This is a genomic window from Paenibacillus sp. Soil724D2, from assembly GCF_001427935.1.
Classification (GTDB): domain Bacteria; phylum Bacillota; class Bacilli; order Paenibacillales; family NBRC-103111; genus Paenibacillus_E.
The window spans coordinates 1-19434 of record NZ_LMRY01000016.1; the positions used below are offsets into that span (position 1 = coordinate 1).

The following is a 19434-nucleotide window of genomic DNA, read 5'->3' on the forward strand; positions in this document are numbered from 1 at the left end:
AGTTAAAGAAAAATGAAGTAAAGCCGTTTAAACTCGCAATTTAATAAGTAATCTGTTGCTTTAGTCGACTAGTGTCCAGTATTAGGGGGTTAGACCGATTTCGAATCCATTCGTTTCAAAATAACCTGTATAGAGCCCAATTGTTGTACATTATGCAACATCGAGGGGAGAAAGGCGGGATCTAGGCAGAATTTGTTGCACTTTTTACAACATCTTTCAACCGAGAAGAAGGATTCCCTACTCCAATTATTTCCCATGTGTAATCCTCGACTCGACCTTTCTTATTCATTATTATATAAATGTAAAAAGACCCGAAATAGGTCACTTTCTTCAAAGTGTCTTTCTTTCGGGTCACTGTTCATTTTTTGGGACGGCTCCTTCCTGCAATAGCAGCTCTATCCAACACCCGAGCAGCTTCCTAGCTCAGCTATTGTCAATCTTTCACTGACCCCTGCATAAGCCCGGCAATAAACTGCCGACTGAAGATTGAGAACACAACAATGAGCGGTACCGTAGCCATTAGCGTAGCAGCCATGACCATGGAGTAGTCCGTGCTGTACACGCCATTCATTGAGGCGATCAGCATCTGGATCGTAAATTTGTTCTGTACCGAGATGACGACGAGCGGCCACAAATAATCATTCCAAGAATTCAGGAACGTAATGATGCCTAGCGTAGCTAACGCCGGGCGAAGCACCGGAAGCGCTACGCGATAGTACAGGTCGAAAGAATTACAGCCGTCAATGCGTCCTGCATTGATAAGCTCATCATGCAGCACGGATGCCGCATACTGCCGCATCCAGAAGATGCCAAATGCACTCGCCGCGCCCGGGATGATCAAGGCTTTCAGGTCATTGATCCAGCCCAGCTTTTGAATAATGATGAACTGGGGGATTAGCCCCAGCTGCTGCGGCACCATCATGGTCATTAGCAGGAAGAAGAACAGGAACGGCTTACCTGGAAACTGGAATTTCGCAAAGGCGAAGCCCGCCATCGAGCAAAAAAACAAAACCAGAAGTGTGTGCACACCTGCTACGATCAAGCTGTTGCCGAACGACCGGAAAAACCCGACATGATCGATAACCTTGCCGATATTAACCAGCAATTGATCGCTCGGCAGAAACCTTGGGGGAAACCGGAACATATCCGAAGTCGTTGCGGTAGACATCACGAACAGCCAGTAAAAAGGAAATAGCGACAATAAAGAACCGACCAGCATCCCTATGTGAATAAGGATCGTTCCTGAAGCCCAAGAGGACTTCGCTGGTGTCTTGGTTAGGACGACGGCATCTCTGCTTCGGCGAGTGACCGTGACTTTAGAAGATTCCGCGCTCATCAGATGCCCTCCCCTCTCGAAACGAATTTCCAATTCAAGAAGGAGAAAATACCAATGATCAGAAACAGCATCCAAGCGATAGCGGAAGCATAGCCGAACAGCTGATTGCCGAAGGCTTGGTTATACAGATACAACACCAGCGTCAGCCCGCCTTTGGTTGCCCCGCCGGTATTGCCGACGAGAATTAAGGGCTCGGTAAACAGCTGCATACCGCCGATCGTCGAAAGGATCACAGTGAATAGAATGATCGGCTTTAACAGAGGCAGCGTAATGCTGAAAAACTGCTGCTTCCGGCTCGCCCCGTCAATCGTAGCTGCTTCATACAGATCATGCGGGATACTCTGAAGCCCGGCCAAGTAAATGATGGCATTATAGCCCGTCCACCGCCAAATGACCATCAGCGACACGGCAACCTTCACCCAGAAGGGATCATTGATCCATTCAATTCGGGGCAGCCCAACGACCTGAAGCAGGCCATTAATCAGTCCGAACTGGCTGCCGAAGAACGAGCCGAAGATAATGGCTACAGCCACAATGGACGTAATATTCGGCAGAAAATAGACCGCTCGATAAAAGTCCTTGAACCGCACGAAAGCGGCGTTGAGCAGAAATGCTACGACCAGTGCCAGAAACAGCTGCGGTAAGGTCGAAAAAAACCAGATGACGAAGGTGTTGCCGACCGATTTCCAGAAATCTGGATCATCGGTCAGCAGATTACGGAAATTGCGAAGTCCCACGAACTCCATCGGCCCGAGCCCATCCCACGAATGGAAAGCCAAGTACAGCGAGAACAGGATCGGAAACAAGCCGAATACGATAAACAAGATATAAAATGGAGATATCATCAGGTAGGGCGCCAGATACGTCTTCAACCCTCTCATTGCAGCCACATCCCTATTTGTTTTTCAATTTGGTCTTGGCCTTCTCAATGAGGGCCGCGAATTCTTTGTCAGGATCCTTGGACTTATCGACCGTCACGGCCTGCATGCCATCGCTAATAATATCTTCCACGGTTTGATAGAAAGGTCCTTTACGCTGCACTTTTACATCCTTGGCAACCTCGGAGAACAAGATACCGAGCTTCTGGTTGCCCCAGAATTCATACCCCGCCTCTGTGAACGCTTTATCGCCATAGACCGACGGAGTCGAAGGGAAATTGCCTGAAATCTTGAATACTTCTAACTGCTGCTGAGGTGACAGCATCCAACTAATAGCTGTGTAAGCTTCCTTGGCATTCTTCGTTTCTTTCGGAATAAGTAAGAACGAACCGCCCATGTTGCCAGTGCCCTCTGGAATTTTGGCTGCGCGCCATTTGCCCTTCGTATCCGGTGCGCGGGTTTCGACGTGCCCTTTGCCCCAAGCTGCAGAGATGTATGTCGCGATTTTGCCCGAATTCAGAGCGGCAGAGTACTCCTGCAGCGCATTTTTCTGGTCATAAGCTCCAGCGATGCCCATTTCACGGGCTTTTTTATAATAATCCAACGCTTTCTTGATTTGCGGGTTGGATTCCATTGTCAAATTCTCGTCTTTGTCAAAGTACAGTTCATTGCCTTGGTCGCGAATCGCACCATACAATTCATAAGGGTTAGATAAAATACTGGCGCCTGTTTTCTCCTTCAATGTTTTGCCGGCAGCGAGGAAGTCGTCCCAATTCTTAATCTTGGCCGCAACATCGTTAGGCTCCGAAGGGAGTCCGGCTTGTTGGAACAGATCTTGGCGGTAATAAAGCACCATCGGACCTATATCCGTTGGAAATCCAAGCTGCTTGCTGCCAACGCTGCCTTGCTTCCATTTCCAATCCAGATAATCCTTGGACAGATCCTTAGCTCCATACTCGTTCAGGTCATAAAATTTATCAGGGTACTTCAAGAATTGGTCCATCTGTGAAATATCGATCATCGCAATGTCCGGAGCCCCCGAACCTGCCGACATAGCCGTCAACAGCTTCTTGTGGGCGTCTTCCCACTTATAAATCTGTGGAATAATCTCGATGTTCGGATGGGTACGGTTAAACTCCGGTATAATCTTTTCAAATGATGCCCCCTGCCAAAACCACATTTGCAGTTGAACCTTTTTCCCGTTGTTTCCACCTGCTGCTTCATTTTTTACTGCGTCTTGCGTTCCTCCGCTGCTGCATGCACTAAGAAGAACTAGAAGAGAAACCAAAAGCAGAAACATGGACTTGCGTTTAGGTACCCAATTCATTCGATAAACGCTCCCTTCACCTTTTTCAACTGGACTTCCAAACAAGTAAGCCCTTACATTTAGTATAGGCAGGTCTATACAGCTCGTATAGGTAACAAATCTTCGATTTCTTGGACTCTTCTCAGGAATGTTCCACCGTCCGATAATCCCCGGGGGCCATACCGACGAAGGTTTTGAAGATGCGGCTGAAATAGGCTGGGTCCTTGTACCCTACCCGAATGCATACCTCATATACCTTCAGGTTCGTCTCGCGCAGCCATCGCTTGGCCTCCGTAAGCCTGAACTGTGTCAAGTACTGGGTGTAGGTGAGCCCTATCTCCTGATGAAACAAATTGCTTAAATAATTGGCATTCACTTGGAATTGCTGGGCAAAATCGGACAAATTCGCCGTTTCGTTGGCATATTCATTATGTACGTATTTCAAGAGCGCCTTAATAATTGGCGGAAACGAGTCCCCTCTTTCCTTCCTTGTAATTTCGTTGAAGCCCAGGCTCATCATACTGCGCATATACATCAACCCAAGATCACTTATCTCCTTGGTGCAGCCGCCATGACCTGTCTTCACTTCGATGCGGAGCTTTGCCTCCATCCACTTCGAAATTTCCTGCACCCGCTGCTCCCAGGCCATCTTATCATCGTGCTCGGTGAACAGAACCACAGTGATGAGCCGGTCCTCTTCGCATACTGCCGCCGTCCCCAATCCGCTGAACGATTCATGCGCACATTCCCGGATAAAGTAACGTACCGAGGTCTCCCCCAGAGACCGCAAATCCTTGGTCGAAAAGGAGACGAGCCGGATGGTGGCATATTGCGGAATCAACCCTTCATCGAAGGTTGGCACCGGCACCCCGTGAAGTAGGTCGTGCATGCGTTTCTCTAGCAACGCCCGGCTGCGGATCACATTCACCTGCTCGGACTCCATCTGCCTTCGGTACTTCCCGTAAGCTTCGTTGTATACCTCTAGCAGCTTCTCTTTGGAAAGAGGTTTAAGCAGGTAGGCTGCCACTTGATGCTGCATCGCTTTCATTGCATAGTCGAATTCCGCGTGCCCTGTCAGTACATACACATCGGTTTGCCGTGAATGCTGCCGTATATATTCGGCAAGCTGCAAGCCGTCCCCCGCCGGCATGCGGATATCGGTAATAACGAGCTGCACCGTCCTCTGCTTCAGTATTGCAATCGCCTCCAACCCGCTAGAGGCGTCCAGTACTTCACCCACGCCTTCGAATCGGGCCAATGTTCTGCACATTGGGAGACGTACATTCGCTTCATCGTCTACAATCAGAACAGTAAACATACGGTTACCCTCCTCCTTCTACATGGTTCAGCGTCTCAAACTGCTTCATAATCCCTTTCCATGTAAACTCAGGATCTGCACCGTCAGATTCAACCCGCCGAAGACCGTCGCGAATCCATCTTTCAATCGTCGTATAATCGTAATCATCGTAACCGGATTTGTAACGAAGCGCCGTGTAAGAATAAATTTGACCGACAGGCGCATCATTGAAAAAGGGATCGTGAACCTCCAGAAAATTAGAAGAGGAGTACGATTCCGGTGTAGAAGGAAAATTCCCGCTGCCGATAAAATTCGCCAACTGCTGCTGTGGAGCCGTTAACCAGCAGGCCAGCTTATACGCCGCATGGGGAGATGAGCTTGTCTTCGGTACCGCTAAGTACGTCCCCGTTAAATTGGATGGCAGACCAGGTGCCCGCGTCAGATCCCACTTGCCCGCTGTAGCAGGAGCATTCTTCTTCATCATGCCGTGAAGCCAAGAGGGAGCCAATACGAGGGCGAATTTTCGATTGACCGCTCCTTCGGCCCAAGATGAGGTCTGCGACGGCAACCCGGCACTGAGGCCGCGCTTGTGGAAATACACCGCCCGATCCCAAGCTTCCTTAACATGCGGACTTAATTCATGCTCCACAGGCAGCACATATTGACCGTCAAACTGGTTGAGATAGCTAAGGAAGATATTCGTTATATTATCGAATAATACAGCCCCCGTCCGCTGCTTCAATTGGACTCCTGCCTGCTCCAACGCATCCCAATCGGACAAATAAGCCGCCACCTCCTCCCGCTCTGTTGGTAAACCAGCCTCCTCAAATAAGTCATGACGGTACGCAAGCGCCACTGGCCCGATATCGACAGGCATGGCAAACAAGAAGCCACCATTCTTGCTTTCCGCTTGCCGCCATTTCCAGTCCAGATAATGAACTCGCTCGTCGCCGTACTCATAGAGGTTATAGAACTGGCTCTGGAAGCGCTTTAATTGATTCAGCTGCGAAGCCTCCAACAGAACAAGATCCGGGGAGTCAGCCTTCGTGGCTAACGAAGTCATGAGACTCGGCACCACATCGTCGTATTGAAAAGTAACCATTTCTACATCCATCTGAGGATTGTTTGCCACATACGTCTTAATCAGCGGCTCCAGCCCGCTTCCCGGCCACAGCCAGATACGCAGCGTACTGGGCTTCGGAGAGCTTTTCACACTCGGCATGACCATTTCGAGGGAGCAAGAGCAGAGTAGGCTGATCATTGCCAGTACTAGTGAAATCCGAAGAAATAAATTAAGCAGCGCCATCATCCCCTCTCTTACCCAGCATCGACAATCCTTGCTCCCTATCAAACTGAGACGGCGGGTCCAGCAAAGGAAGCGATAATACTACCTGCAGTCCTCCCATTTGACTTGTCATCAGGCGAATTCCGTAGCCTGGACCAAAGAAAGCCTGCAGCTGCTTATGCAGATTGCTTAACCCGATGCCGCCCGCCTTCTTCTCAAAGCCTTGCTCCCTATGAATCGAGTCTTCAAGTGTCTGCAGAGCCGTAAGCGGCATGCCTACGCCATTATCTTCCACAGAGCACAGGATCTTGCCTCCCTGCCGGTAGATCTGGACCCTAATTAGCCAATCCCCCTCGTCCTTGTGCTCTAAGCCATGGTGGAAGGCATTCTCGACGAGAGGCTGCAGGACGAGCCGAATCACACTTTGCTGCTGCAATCCTTCCTCAATGTCGATACTTACGTTGAATTTCTCTCCGAAGCGCGCCCGCTGGAGCAATAAATACCGGTCTAGCTGCGCCAGATCCTCCCCGAGCGTCACGAAATCGGTCGATGGATGGACGCTGTATCGAAGCAGTTCTCCGAGCGCGAGTGTCATTTCCTGTGCCTTCTCCGGCCTCTCGTCCTCAATCGTCCAGTAAATCAGATTCAGTGAATTGTATAAGAAATGCGGGCGAAACTGGGCTTTTAATGCGACAAGCTCCGCTCTCTGGGCACTAATCTGCTGCTCGGAGAGACGTTGCACAACTTCCTCCAGTTGACGCACCATGGCATTGTAGTTCGAATAAAGCTGCGTGATCTCCCGGCTCGCAAAAGGCCGGTCGATCGGCTTGATGCCTTCCTTGCTCAGCTTGTTCATCCCGTCGGCCAATTGACGGATTGGCTTCGTTAACGTCCAAGTGAAGTATGCTACCAGCGCGAGGGCAATCCCGATACCTGCAGCCATGGTCAGCAGCGCGTTCGCCCACATCTGCGAAGCGTCGCTATACACCGCTTCGGGTTTGAAATAAGCAATGGTGGTCCAATCGCTGTAATTGGACTTGGCGTAGGCCACAAGCATCCGCTTGCGATCCTCCCTTGTCGTCCATTCGAAGAAAGGCTGCGCATTCCCGCCGAACTTGGCGAAGAGCCCTTGATCTGCCGCCGTTCCAATCTCGCGAGGCTCCGTCGAATACACGATATTCCCTATGGAATCCATCACCTGCACTTTTCGCTCGATGCGCTGGCCCGTTTCACCAATCATCCGGTTCATTTTCTCCACAGGAAACACCACGAACTGATCACCCAGTATGGTGAGGTTTCGAGAGTCTTTCAGCTTTCGAGCCCCAATAATGGCAGGAATCTCACCGTCTCGCCAAGCCGGACCATACACCCATAGCATATGACCATCGAGCTCCTCCATTTTTCTGTACCAAGTAACGGCGCTCACAGCGTCATCCGCTTTCCGCCAAGATAATTGGAGCGACTCGTTAGACGAGTAAGCATTGCCTTCCCGGTCGAAAAGGTGAATGAGCATTTCACCTGCGATATAGCGCGTTTTCTCCGCAAGGTAGCGGTTCAGCGCAAGCTGCTCTTGCCCTCCTTGCTTCGTAATCGGCTTGTTCAAAGCGGTCTGCACCTTTTCATCGAACGCAATCATCTGAGAGGCTTGATCATATTGACGCAGCAGCACATCAATCTTTGCCGACAATTGATCGACAGACTCCTGCGTATATCCAGCCGTACGATTCAACGCTAGCTGTGAAGTTAAGCGATAGTTGAATAGATTGGTGAGCGCAATAGCCAGAGCCGCAATGAGAAACATACCAGCCAGCAACTGGATAAAGATAGGAATAGGTCGTCGTCGAATCACGGTTCACCTCACTTCCATACATTGACATTTAACGGATATGTTCTGAGACATAATTCTAGATAAGGACAATATCACCTTCTATTGATGTGAAAATGAGGAAAATGAACTAAATAACCTGAATATTCGACATGTAATGGAAATTCTTTTCTACCTGTCAACTCTTCGGTCTGGCAAACTTACAAAGCATCACATATCCCACCCATATTTGAATATATTTAATAACAAGCTTTTTTTCACCTTAGTCCGTTCAGCATTATGCTTGCCATAATAATTCAGCAAAAGCTTACGACGTAAATTTCGCTAAAGCAAAACTCTAAGGAGGTGTCCTCATGACAGAACCCCTTTTTATCGTTTCCAAAGAGGATTGGTCCTTGCATCGCAAAGGATATCAGGATCAGACCAGGCACCAAGAGAAGGTGAAAGATGCGATTAAACAGAATCTTCCCGATCTGGTTACTGACGAAAGTATCGTCATGTCCAATGGAAAACAGGTCGTAAAAGTGCCTATTAAGAGTCTGGATGAATACCGATTCCGCTATAACTTTAGTAAAGGAAAGCATGTTGGTCAGGGAGACGGGGACTCTCAGGTCGGCGATGTGTTGGGCACAGATCCGCAGCCAGCCCAAGGCCCTGGGAAAGGTGAGGGTGCAGGCGATCAAGCTGGCGAAGATTACTATGAAGCGGAAGTGAGCATGGAGGAACTGCAAGCCATGTTGTTCTCTGAGCTGGAGCTGCCCAATTTGCAGAAAAAAGATAAGCGCAATATGACCACGACGGAAGTGATTTTTAACGATATCCGCAAAAAAGGGATTATGTCCAATATCGATAAGAAACGGACAATATTGGAGAATATGCGCCGTAATTCAAAATCGAACTCCCCTGGGATCCATCATATCAGTCCAGACGACCTTCGTTTCAAAACGTGGGAAGAGATAGAGAAGCCTCACTCGAATGCTCTGATTATTGCGATGATGGATACCTCCGGTTCCATGGGTTCCTTTGAGAAATATATAGCCCGCAGCTTCTTTTTCTGGATGACACGCTTCTTGCGCACGAAGTATGAGAATGTCGAGATTGTATTTATTGCTCACCATACCGAAGCTAAAGAGGTCACGGAGGAAGAGTTTTTCACCAAAGGCGAAAGCGGAGGTACGATTTGCTCCTCGGCTTATCAAGCAGCGATTGATATTATCGACAAACGGTATCCACCGTCACAATTTAATATTTATCCGTTTCATTTCTCCGATGGAGATAATTTGACGTCAGATAACGAACGCTGTGTGAAGCTTATTACGCAGTTAATGGAGCGCTCCAACATGTTCGGATACGGAGAAGTCAACCAGTACAATCGCAGCAGTACACTCATGTCCGCTTTCCGCCATATTCATGATCCTAAATTTCTTCATTATGTCATTCGTGAGAAAGGTGAAGTGTACAAAGCACTGAAAACCTTTTTTACCAAGCAGGAAGGGGTGGCTGTTCAGTGAGTAAAACCGAAATCCAAAAGCTCGAATACGCCATTGATGAAATAACGGAAATTGCTAAAGGCTTTGGACTTGATTTCTTCCCGATGAGGTATGAAATCTGTCCCGCCGAAATTATATATACCTTCGGTGCCTATGGAATGCCGACGCGTTACAGTCACTGGAGTTTCGGTAAAAATTTTCACCGTATGAAAACACAGTATGATTTTGGTTTAAGTAAAATTTACGAATTAGTCATCAATTCTGACCCCTGCTATGCCTTCTTGTTAGATGGGAATTCGCTCATTCAGAATAAACTGATCGTCGCACACGTTCTTGCCCATTGTGATTTTTTCAAAAATAACGCCCGTTTCGCAAACACGAACCGCAATATGGTAGAGAGTATGTCCGCTACCGCCGAAAGAATTCGGCAATATGAAATCGAACACGGCATTGACGAAGTCGAGCAATTCATTGACGCCGTGCTAGCTATTCAGGAGCACATTGATCCTGTTCTGACCCTATCCTATCGACAGACGCGTAAGCGTCAGGAATCCCACAAAGCCTCCACACCAGCCGCACGTTCCGTAGCAACCTATGGATACGAGGATATATGGGATCTAGATGTAAAGAATAGACCCCCTGCACCTGAAAAAGACGAAAACAAACGCTTTCCACCTCAACCCGAAAAAGATATTTTGCTCTTCATCGAGGAGAATGCCCCCTATATGGAAGAATGGCAGCGGGATATTCTGACGATGCTCCGCGATGAAATGCTCTATTTCTGGCCGCAGCTTGAAACGAAAATCATGAACGAAGGCTGGGCTTCGTACTGGCACCAACACATACTGCGCGAGCTGGATTTGACTGAAGAGGAGACGATTGAGTACTCCAAGCTCAACTCCTCTGTCGTGGTTCCGTCCCGTCATACCTTAAATCCTTATTATCTCGGGCTCAAAATTTATGAAGATATCGAGAAGCACTGGGACAATCCGACGGAGGAAGAAATAAGAAGGCATGGACGCAAACCCGGGAATGGTCGTGCCAAAATATTCGAAGTCCGCGAATACGAATCGGATACCTCGTTTATCCGGAATTATTTGAATAAACCTCTCGTGGAAGAACTCGATTTATATGTATTTGAAAAGAAAGGTCCTGAGTGGAAGATTACCGATAAAACGTGGGAAAACACCCGGGATCAGCTCATTTACTCACGTGTAAATGGCGGCTTCCCCTACATTGTTGTGGAAGATGGCGATTACCAGCGCAGCGGCGAATTGTATTTGAAGCACGCATTCGAAGGGGTCGAACTTGATCTCAAGTATGTCGAGCGAACGCTCCCCTACATTTACAAGCTCTGGGGCAAATCTATTCATATGCATACCATCGTCGAAGATAAGCCGGTTTTGTTCACCTATGACGGGAAGAAGCATCATCGTCGTTTTCTCTAAAACGAAGAGGCCACTTGAACGTATTGGTTCAAGCGGCCTCTATTTGCACGTGTTTTATTTCCCTGAGCCTCGACAGAACTAGTGTTATTCCGACAACGGTAATCGACGGACTTATTATTTCATAGATGATATTCTTAATACTCAGTTAATATTATTATTTATTTTTTTATAGGAGATGAGTTGAAGTTGAGAATGAATATTTTATTTAACAAAACGCCGATTTCTGTCAATTTCGTTGGAACGGACCACAAATTAATTCCCTCTCTGATCAACGCTCTTCGTTATAACAAATTTACAACGATGAACCTTGCTCAACCGTTAGAACACGTTGATTTATTTAGTTCAGAAGCCATTTTATATGCCAAAGATGGGAATAAAGCAAGAATCCCAATTTTTTAATTACATAATCGTTACATACGCATAAAGCTCTAACCCAAGTAGATTACTTTGGGTACAGAAAACAAAAAAAATGAGTTGGCAAGATTCTTGCCTTCTCATTTTTTTGTTTTGTTACAACTGCAATAGAAAGTCACCCCGAACTCTAGTTAGCGGAACGTAGAGCCGCTATTTTGGGAATTCTTCGCATAAAATCGACTAAGAGGAACGTATGTGCGCTATTTGATTAAAAAGAGCGATTCGGAGACAAAAACCCGTGAAATAACGCCTCCTCGTTCCTTTCCCTCATCATTTCGGGTGTTTTTCAACCAAATAACGCCTCTACGTTCCCTCGATAACTTCTGATTACCGAAGCAAAGCAAACCATAGCACATTATAGTAACGGGCAAAGAGCATAACTTCCAAAAACGCCTTTTGAGGGCAGCCTCTTCTAAAGCAACAACTGCGCCATCGGTCATCCCATTGTCTCTACGCCTTAGCGTGCAGTTTAATAACGGCATGAATCGCCGTCAGAATTTCACGTTCAACCGCTTGTGCGACAACATCGGTATGAGGGTTGTAAACTTCTCTCAAATCAGCATCGGCATAACCGTCCAGCGCAACAATCGCACCCGCACGAACACCGCGCAATGAAGCAATGACATAGAGCGCTGCGATTTCCATCTCAACGGCAAGAGCTCCGGCTTGCTTATACTTGCGGTGTGGAAATTCCTCGACACCTTGGAAGAAGGCATCCAGGGTCACGGTAATCCCTTTGCGCACAAGACCATCCGTCTCTGATGCGGCTTCGTACAACGCTTGCACGACATCTAAGTCAGCAACTGCTGGGAAGCCATGCGGAACGAGTTGGCGGGTTAAGCCCTCTTCCCTCACAGCTGCCGTACTGACGACTAAGCTGCCTGGCGGCACATCAGCCGAATAGGAGCCTGCTGTGCCAACGCGAATCAGTGTCTTTACGCCGCCCTTGATCAGCTCCTCGAAGCAAACCGCTGCACCTGGCGATCCGACGCCATGACTTACAACTGTAATCGGAACTCCTTGTGATTCACCAACAAACGTGCGATATTCACGGCTGAAGGCAAGTTCTTTGCTATGATCAAGCTTGCTGGCTATAACTTCCGCACGAAAAGGGTCACCGCATACGATTGCATACGGTGATAAATCCTCTGAATGAACCTGTAAAATTGGTAATAGCATGTCAATCAAACTCCTTCTTTTCCCATTCATCTTCTGGAATCGGAATCGCTTCCCCCGAGAAGCGCTGCTCTTGGAATGGATCGGCCACATTATGGAAGCCGTTTTGTTCCCAGAAGCCTTCGCGGTCAGCCGTCATAAATTCGACGCCTCGGATCCATTTAGGACTTTTCCAAAAATAAAGGTGAGGTACAATCAACCGTAGAGGCCAACCATGTTTAGGAGTCAGCGGCTTTCCATCATATTTCAAAGCCAACAAAACGTGATCGCCCATCAGATCCTCGAGAGGGACGTTCGTTTCATAATCGTTGTCGGCATGCAGCATGACGAACTTGCCTTGGGGCTTGATATCCAGCAGGCGAAGAAAATCGCGAAATAGAATCCCTTCCCAGGCCGTGTCAAGCTTAGACCAACGGGTTACGCAGTGAATATCGCAGAGGACTTGCGTTTGAGGCATCGTGAGCAATTGTTCATACGTAACAACTTTGTCCTCTTCGACCTCACCAAACACTCGCAATGTCCACTCCGCCATGTTATATTCCGGTACTTCTCCTTCATGCAAAATAGGAAACCGGTCTGTCAGAATCTGCCCAGGCGGGACTCGATCTGACATTGCTGCACCTACGGAGGGAACTTTCATATTTCTGATTCGATCAGCTTTGGTGTCTTTAGCTTTAGCCATCTGTTCATTATCTCCTTTTTGCAACCTAGCGCGAGCTTCCGTTAGCTTTCTGAGCATCTGCCATATAACTGCTCTTTCTAAAAAAGAGCATCGCCAGCAGCGTCACAATATAAGGAAGCATTTGTGTGAAATGAGTCGGCAGCGAGAAGCCCTGCAGCCTGATACTGAATGCATCCATCAGTCCAAATAGGAGGCTCGATGCCATGACGCCAAGCGGATTCGCTTGTCCTAACATCGTTGCGACCAGTGCGATAAAGCCTCTGCCCGCCGTCATGCCTTCGGTAAACATCGTGACTTGACCTAGTGACAGCTGAGCCCCTGCCAATCCGCAAAGCAAGCCGCAAATTAACACGGCCAGATACTGCATTCGGCCTACTTTAATGCCTATACTTTTCGCTGCAACCGGGTTCTCACCAACGGCCAGCAAGCGGAAACCAAGGACTGATTTAAACAAAAAGTACTGCAAGCCAAGCACCAGTGCAAAGGCCAAGTAAATAAGAGGGGAATGACCCGAAATAATACCGCCAATCACAGGTATGTCTTGAACAATGGGAATATTCCACTTCGGAAGCCCAACCATATTTTTATCGTAAAAGGCGCCCTTAACATGGAAAATGGCTTTTAGGCAGAACGCTGTTAAGCCGAGCGCCAGAAAATTAAATGAAATACCGACGACGATCACGTTCGCTTGCAAATGGATGCTAATATATGCAAATGCGAGTGAAAAAACAATAGTCACCGCAATCGCAATCAAGACTGCTAGGTACACATTCCCGGAATAATGATTGCCTACAATAGCAGAGAACGCACCTACTAGCACGAAGCCTTCCAAACCAACATTGAACAAACCCACTCTTGAGCATATCGCACCGCCGAGCGCAGCGAGGAGAATCGGAGCAACCATCCGAATCATGGAATTAAATAACGAAACATCAAGAAGATGCTGCACCGCTTCCTCCTCCTTTCCTGCGTTTCCATAGGGTATAACTGAACTTAGCCGTGACGAACAAGATCAAGAGAGACTGAATGACACTTGATATTTCGAGTGGGATGCTCGTGTTACGTTCAACACCCATACCGCCTGTCTGCAGTGCAGCCAGAAGAACTGCGGCAACAGTCGTACCGAGCGGATGTGCGCCCGAAAGCAGCGTAGCCATAATGCCAGACCAAGCGAAACCCGGATTTGTTATCATGCCGTCCGTATAGCGATACTGCATGCCAAGCACTTCGACTGCGCCTGCAAGACCAGCAAAGCCACCACTCGCGAACATGCTCGCGAGCATTAATTTCCCGCGATTTACGCCTCCATAAGCGGCAAACAACGGATTGTAGCCAAGCATGCGGATTTCGTAACCGGATGCACTGTATTTAATAAACAAAAATAAGAGAACCGCAAAAACAATGGCTATGATGAAGCCCGCATGCATACTCATCCCTTGGAAAAGCTTGGGCAGCCATACGCTTTTATCCACCATCATCGTTTGCGCTAGTGCAGCAGATCCCGTTTTATCCTTGAGCGGATAAGCAACCAAATAGCCTGCAAACAAAGCTGCAATATAATTGAGCAAGAGTGTGGTGACAATCAAATTCATTTTAAATCGCGCATCAAGCCAGCCAGCTAAGGCTGACCATATACCGCCGACTGCAATACCGCCTAGCAGCGCGGCAAATAATTTAAATAATGGAGGTCCAGGAAAATAGAGCGCAATCATCGCGCTTGTTAAAGCACCAAGGATCATTTGACCTTCAGAACCCATGTTGAAAAATCCGGCGCGGAAGGCTATTGAAACGCCTAATCCAACTAAAATAAGCGGTGTCGCTCGCGTCAACGTATTTGTAAAAAAGTAAAAATTGCCGAAAGCGCCTTTCCACATTTGTGTGTATGTGTCCGAAATGGAGCCTCCAATCAAAACGATGGCGATGGCCCCGCCCAATAAACCGATACATACCGCAATAAGCGGCTGCAGCAGCGCGCCAATGTTTCCTTTCCAATTAAGCATGGGAATTACCTCCTGCCATCAACAGGCTGATTTGCTCCTCAGTCGCATGCTGTGCTGACAGCTCTCCTGCAATTCGCCCTTCATACATCACGATAATGCGATCAGAAAGCTTAAGAATCTCCGTCAATTCCGAAGATACCAATAGAATTGCACCCTGCTCATCTCTTTTTTTCAACAGCTCATCGTGGATCACTTCCATCGCTCCAACATCAACGCCACGCGTGGGTTCGGCAGCGATAAGGAACGGTTGGTTTTGGGCAATTTCCCTGGCCACAATCAGTTTTTGAAGATTGCCTCCAGATAGAAATTTGACTTTCGTATCCTGGGAACCTGTTTTAATCTGAAATTGCTGAATGAATCCGTCAACCATATTTCGCAGTGACTTGCCTTGCAATAATCCGTTACGCCGATGCGTTCTGTGATGCCCCATAGTACCGTTTTCAAGTACGCTGCCTTCCTTGGCAGCCCCCCATTGGTAACGATCCTCAGGAATATGCGAAAGCCCGCTTTCTCTGATCTCACGAACCAAACAACCTGTAATATCCTTGCCCATCAGACGAATGTGACCCTGATCAATCGATTGGAGTCCTGTAATGCTTTGGATTAGCTCAGACTGTCCGTTACCGGAAATACCGGCGACACCTAAGATCTCACCAGCCTTCACCTCAAAACTGACACGGCTCAGTACGGGCTTACCTTTCTTGCCTTGTATGGTAATCTCTTTCACTTCGAGAACCGTTTCACCAAGTCTTGCGGCACTTTTGCTCGTTTGCACCAGTTCTCTTCCTACCATTAATCTAGAAAGTTCTTCAGCGTTAGTTGCCGAAGTATCTACATTCCCTCTGATTTTACCGTCTCGAAGCACCGTAACTCGGTCCGCAACTTCCATGACCTCATGTAATTTGTGTGTGATAACAATGAAGCTTTTACCCTGGCTCGCTAAGCTCTTCATAATGACAAGCAGTTCCTTCGCTTCCAGCGGAGTCAAAACACCAGTAGGCTCATCCAAAATAATGATATCCGCACCTTGATAGAGCACCTTCAAAATCTCAACACGCTGTTGTAATCCTAGCGGAAGGTCAGCCACTTTCCTGAGTGGATCAATGGGTAGTCGGTACATGTCACACAATGCCTTCACTTGCAGGGCAGCTTTCTTTCGGTCGAACTTCAAGCCGACTTGCGGTTCATTGCCGATGACAATATTTTCAGCCACCGTAAATGAAGGAAACAGCATGAAATGCTGATGCACCATACCGATGCCATGACGAATCGCATCCGTAGGATTCACGAACTGAATTTTTCTTCCTCGTAAAATAATCGTTCCCGACGTTGGCTGTTCCATTCCGTAAAGGATGCGCATCAGGGTTGTTTTACCTGCCCCATTCTCGCCGACTAACGCATGAATTTCACCTTCGCGCAGCGAAAAATCTACGTTGGAGTTAGCTATCAAGCTTCCATAGGTTTTGGTAATTTGGTTCATTTGAAGCAGCATAGCGGGTTTCGCACTCCTTTCCTAGAAATGCGGAAACTGCCTACGTCGCCGTAAACAGTTTCCAGGGTCATATTATAATTGTAAGGTCGTACTACTATTTAAGAGGATTCGGAACCGTAACTTTGCCAGCTACGATATCGTCTTTGATGGCTTTAACTTTAGTCACAACGTCTTGTCCAATAAATGGACTTAGTTTGGATTTGCTTTCTTTGGTTACAAAAGTAAGACCTACTCCGTCCTCTTTCAAGCCGTAATCCATAGCGCCAAATTTAAAAGTTCCATTCACGAAATCTTTCACAGTTTGGTAAGCAACGCTGTCTGTACCTTTCAATTGAGAGAGAACGATGTGCTCAGGATCTGTCACTGTACGGTCGATATCTTGACCAGATGTGTAGAAGCCTTTTTCCTTAGCCGCTTCGAACACGCCCAAATCGCCAACAGCTGATGCGGCTGCGATGAAATCTGCTCCTTGAGAGAATTGCGTCAACGCCAGCTCTTTCGCTTTTGCTGGATCCGTGAAGCTGCCTACATAGTTGACGATGAATTTTGCATTCGGATTCGTTGATTTCAAGCCTTCTTGGAAACCGACTGTGAACTTTTTGATCAAAGGAATATCAAGTGCTGCTACCATACCGACAACATTTTTCTTAGTTGCAAGACCCGCAGCTGCACCAAGCAAGTAGGATGCCTCGTGCTCACGGAATACTACGCTTCTAACGTTCGGCAGATCAACAACGGTATCAATAATTGCAAAAGATTTCTTTGGATTTTCAGCAGCTACCTTTTTCAGAGCATCCTCGGATTCAAAGGAGCTGGTAATAATAAGATCATAATTATCTGCAACAGCAGCACGCAGGTTTTGCTCTATCGCGCTGGCATCCGTAGATTCTACTGTTTTCACATCAACGCCAAATTCTTTACCTGCTTTTTTAACACCTTCATCCTCTTGAGCAAAGAAAGGGTTCACACCGATTTTTTCTGGTGTTATTAGAATGATTTTTTTGGATGATTTGGTTTCAGGCGCTTTCGTTGCTTCTGCAGCTTTCGTAGCTGCCGGAGCTGCTGTATCATTTTTAGCGGTGCCGCAGCCAGTCAGCATTAATGTAACGGCGAAAATAGAAAATAACGTTTTTTTCATGTGTGGCTCTCCCCTTTTGATCTGTTTTTATCAAAGATTTTTTTATCCTATTCGACAAAGTGCGACTTTTCAACTAAGACTGATAGTAGTAGATTCCATAGGTCATGTCAAGAATAAAAACGACAACTATTATTTATTGACACCTATAGGCTTAACTGATATATTTCAATAAACCATACTATTCCTATATGAATTAAAAAAACTCGGAGGTGTTTTATTCTTATGAAACCATTGAAATCCCGCAAATCTTTGCAAATAGCTGCTTTAACAGCCGTCCTCTTCGCCTCTGTAAGCACATTAAGCGCTGCCGCAGAAGCAAGTGATTCTGCAGTAGCTTACAAACAGTTTTTGAAAAACCAGTATACCATCAGCTTGTCAGACTCCATATCAAAAGGCGATTTCGTTATCGCAGTTAACAGCATCTTGAAAGCGGAAGCGAAAGATCAAACCAATGCCTTTACAGACTTGCAAAAGGACAGCCCTTATTACAAAGCAGCCCTTGCTCTGCACGAAAAAGGCATTCTATCCGAAGGCAAGCTGCAAGGTGATCAGACGCTTACCCAGCTGCAGGCAACTTTCATCGCTTTAAAAGCCGCCGGCTTGAAGGAACTCGCATATACATATCCCAAGGATAAAATTAAAGCCGCTCTGGCTAAAGTACATATAGACTACGATCAAAACAATCAACTAACGCTGCAAGCCGCCCAAGAACTGGCCGCCGCTATTGATACCGGCCTCGTCTCCTCCGATTTCGAAGCGGATGCGGCGGCTGGCGAAAGCTTTGCGGATGAACTGCTGGGTAAGATTCTTACTTTCCAAGGACAATACAAGCACTATATTGGAACGACTTCCGATGATGATATTTTCCGCAAAATTAACGATACTTGGCGTACGGAGGATCTTATTTCATCAACGGAATTGCGTGCTGTCTTCGATGAAGCCTTGAAAAAGAATCTAGTTACCGGCTATAACTTGAAAGATTCTCGTTTCGACGCAAACTTTGATCCTAAGCTTTCTCTCACCTATGGACATTCTGACATTACGCATGCGATTCAGTTAATCGGACTGCTGCGCAGCGAGAACATTCAAGCGAAAGTACAGCTGGAGCCCAAAACGTCTGCCTTCATCTATTTGAAAGAATGGGGCGAGCCGACACAATCCGATGATTATCAAGTCGTCCAAATCGAGAATGGCAATTTCATTGCCTACGCCAAGGAATACGACATTGAGTTCGAATTCGATAACGCCGAGCAAAAGAACAAGTTCCAGCAAGTCATTTTCCAATATGCTAAAAAGAACAGTAAAGACGAGACAGGACTTATTTACTCCTCCTGGTGGCAGCCACTCTACTATTCATTAACCGATGTGAAAGACTACAAAGTAATTTCTAATAATAAAGTTAGTAAAGGCCATTATTATGCACAGTCCTTCTCGCTCAGCGATAAATCTAACGATGTCGTTACCGGCCTAAAGAAAATCAATGCCAGCTTGAACGTCGACTCCTATAAGTTCTGGGCGGACGAACCCTTCTACAATTATTTGCTAGGCGATTTTAAATAAGCAAAAATAAAACAGTTGCACGGGATCTATATTCTCCCGCTCAACTGTTTTTTTATTTACAAGCATAATTCGAAATTAAATTTCATAGACTCATAGAAAGGATCTGA

General features: G+C 47.0%; 16 protein-coding genes. 4 read left to right on the forward strand and 12 right to left on the reverse strand.

Translation table 11 applies throughout. The annotated features are described in order from the left end of the window. Positions 1-433: 433 nt before the first annotated feature. The 6 genes from ASG85_RS16405 to ASG85_RS16430 all read right to left on the reverse strand — a co-directional run bounded on the left by ASG85_RS16405 (position 434) and on the right by ASG85_RS16430 (position 7951). Entirely contained in the window at positions 434-1219 is a 786-nt protein-coding gene (locus ASG85_RS16405) for a carbohydrate ABC transporter permease (RefSeq protein WP_376769354.1), read from the reverse strand. Between the two features lie 116 nt (positions 1220-1335). Then, the gene (locus ASG85_RS16410; RefSeq protein ID WP_060646971.1) at positions 1336-2217 is read right to left on the reverse strand and encodes a carbohydrate ABC transporter permease; all 882 of its coding nucleotides are present in this window, start codon (positions 2215-2217) and stop codon (positions 1336-1338) included. Positions 2218-2230: 13 nt separating this feature from the next. Further along, on the reverse strand, positions 2231-3541 hold the full coding sequence (locus tag ASG85_RS16415) for an ABC transporter substrate-binding protein (RefSeq protein ID WP_057307164.1): 1311 nt from the start codon (positions 3539-3541) through the stop codon (positions 2231-2233). 121 nt (positions 3542-3662) lie between these two features. Further along, complete coding sequence (locus ASG85_RS16420; RefSeq protein ID WP_060646973.1) at positions 3663-4838, reverse strand: response regulator; 1176 nt, start codon at positions 4836-4838, stop codon at positions 3663-3665. Positions 4839-4842: 4 nt separating this feature from the next. Beyond that, the gene (locus tag ASG85_RS16425) at positions 4843-6126 is read right to left on the reverse strand and encodes an ABC transporter substrate-binding protein (RefSeq protein WP_082588105.1); all 1284 of its coding nucleotides are present in this window, start codon (positions 6124-6126) and stop codon (positions 4843-4845) included. Continuing rightward, positions 6110-7951 (reverse strand): sensor histidine kinase, encoded by a 1842-nt coding sequence (locus ASG85_RS16430; protein ID WP_235550149.1) that lies wholly within the window; start codon positions 7949-7951, stop codon positions 6110-6112. Before ASG85_RS16430 ends, ASG85_RS16425 begins: the two co-directional genes overlap by 17 nt. Before the next feature lie 329 nt (positions 7952-8280). Between ASG85_RS16430 and yhbH the strand changes: the two genes are divergently transcribed. The 3 genes from yhbH to ASG85_RS16445 all read left to right on the forward strand — a co-directional run bounded on the left by yhbH (position 8281) and on the right by ASG85_RS16445 (position 11264). Next, the gene (gene yhbH / locus ASG85_RS16435; protein ID WP_057307161.1) at positions 8281-9438 is read left to right on the forward strand and encodes a sporulation protein YhbH; all 1158 of its coding nucleotides are present in this window, start codon (positions 8281-8283) and stop codon (positions 9436-9438) included. Continuing rightward, the gene (locus ASG85_RS16440) at positions 9435-10865 is read left to right on the forward strand and encodes a SpoVR family protein (protein ID WP_057307160.1); all 1431 of its coding nucleotides are present in this window, start codon (positions 9435-9437) and stop codon (positions 10863-10865) included. The genes yhbH and ASG85_RS16440 overlap by 4 nt, the downstream gene beginning before the upstream one ends. Before the next feature lie 186 nt (positions 10866-11051). After that, positions 11052-11264 carry a hypothetical protein gene (locus ASG85_RS16445; RefSeq protein ID WP_029197871.1) on the forward strand — a complete coding sequence of 71 codons (213 nt, stop codon included), beginning with the start codon at positions 11052-11054 and terminating at the stop codon, positions 11262-11264. 465 nt (positions 11265-11729) lie between these two features. Here ASG85_RS16445 and ASG85_RS16455 read toward each other — a convergent pair whose 3' ends face one another. From ASG85_RS16455 to ASG85_RS16480, 6 genes are all read right to left on the reverse strand, one after another. Further along, a complete protein-coding gene (locus ASG85_RS16455) occupies positions 11730-12458 on the reverse strand; it encodes a nucleoside phosphorylase (RefSeq protein WP_060646976.1) in 729 nt (242 codons plus the stop codon). Between the two features lies 1 nt (position 12459). Further along, positions 12460-13137, reverse strand: coding sequence for a sulfite oxidase-like oxidoreductase (locus ASG85_RS16460; protein WP_060646977.1), 678 nt, complete (start codon positions 13135-13137; stop codon positions 12460-12462). 25 nt (positions 13138-13162) lie between these two features. Then, the gene (locus tag ASG85_RS16465) at positions 13163-14041 is read right to left on the reverse strand and encodes an ABC transporter permease (protein ID WP_082588114.1); all 879 of its coding nucleotides are present in this window, start codon (positions 14039-14041) and stop codon (positions 13163-13165) included. A 28-nt stretch (positions 14042-14069) separates the two neighbouring features. Next, positions 14070-15137 (reverse strand): ABC transporter permease, encoded by a 1068-nt coding sequence (locus tag ASG85_RS16470; RefSeq protein WP_060646981.1) that lies wholly within the window; start codon positions 15135-15137, stop codon positions 14070-14072. Then, complete coding sequence (locus tag ASG85_RS16475; protein WP_060646983.1) at positions 15130-16629, reverse strand: ABC transporter ATP-binding protein; 1500 nt, start codon at positions 16627-16629, stop codon at positions 15130-15132. The genes ASG85_RS16470 and ASG85_RS16475 overlap by 8 nt, the downstream gene beginning before the upstream one ends. Positions 16630-16723: 94 nt before the next feature. After that, positions 16724-17767 (reverse strand): BMP family lipoprotein, encoded by a 1044-nt coding sequence (locus ASG85_RS16480; protein ID WP_057307153.1) that lies wholly within the window; start codon positions 17765-17767, stop codon positions 16724-16726. Between the two features lie 222 nt (positions 17768-17989). On the opposite strand from ASG85_RS16480, the gene ASG85_RS16485 reads away from it, so the two are divergent. Then, entirely contained in the window at positions 17990-19327 is a 1338-nt protein-coding gene (locus tag ASG85_RS16485; protein WP_060646985.1) for a hypothetical protein, read from the forward strand. Positions 19328-19434 lie beyond the last annotated feature (107 nt).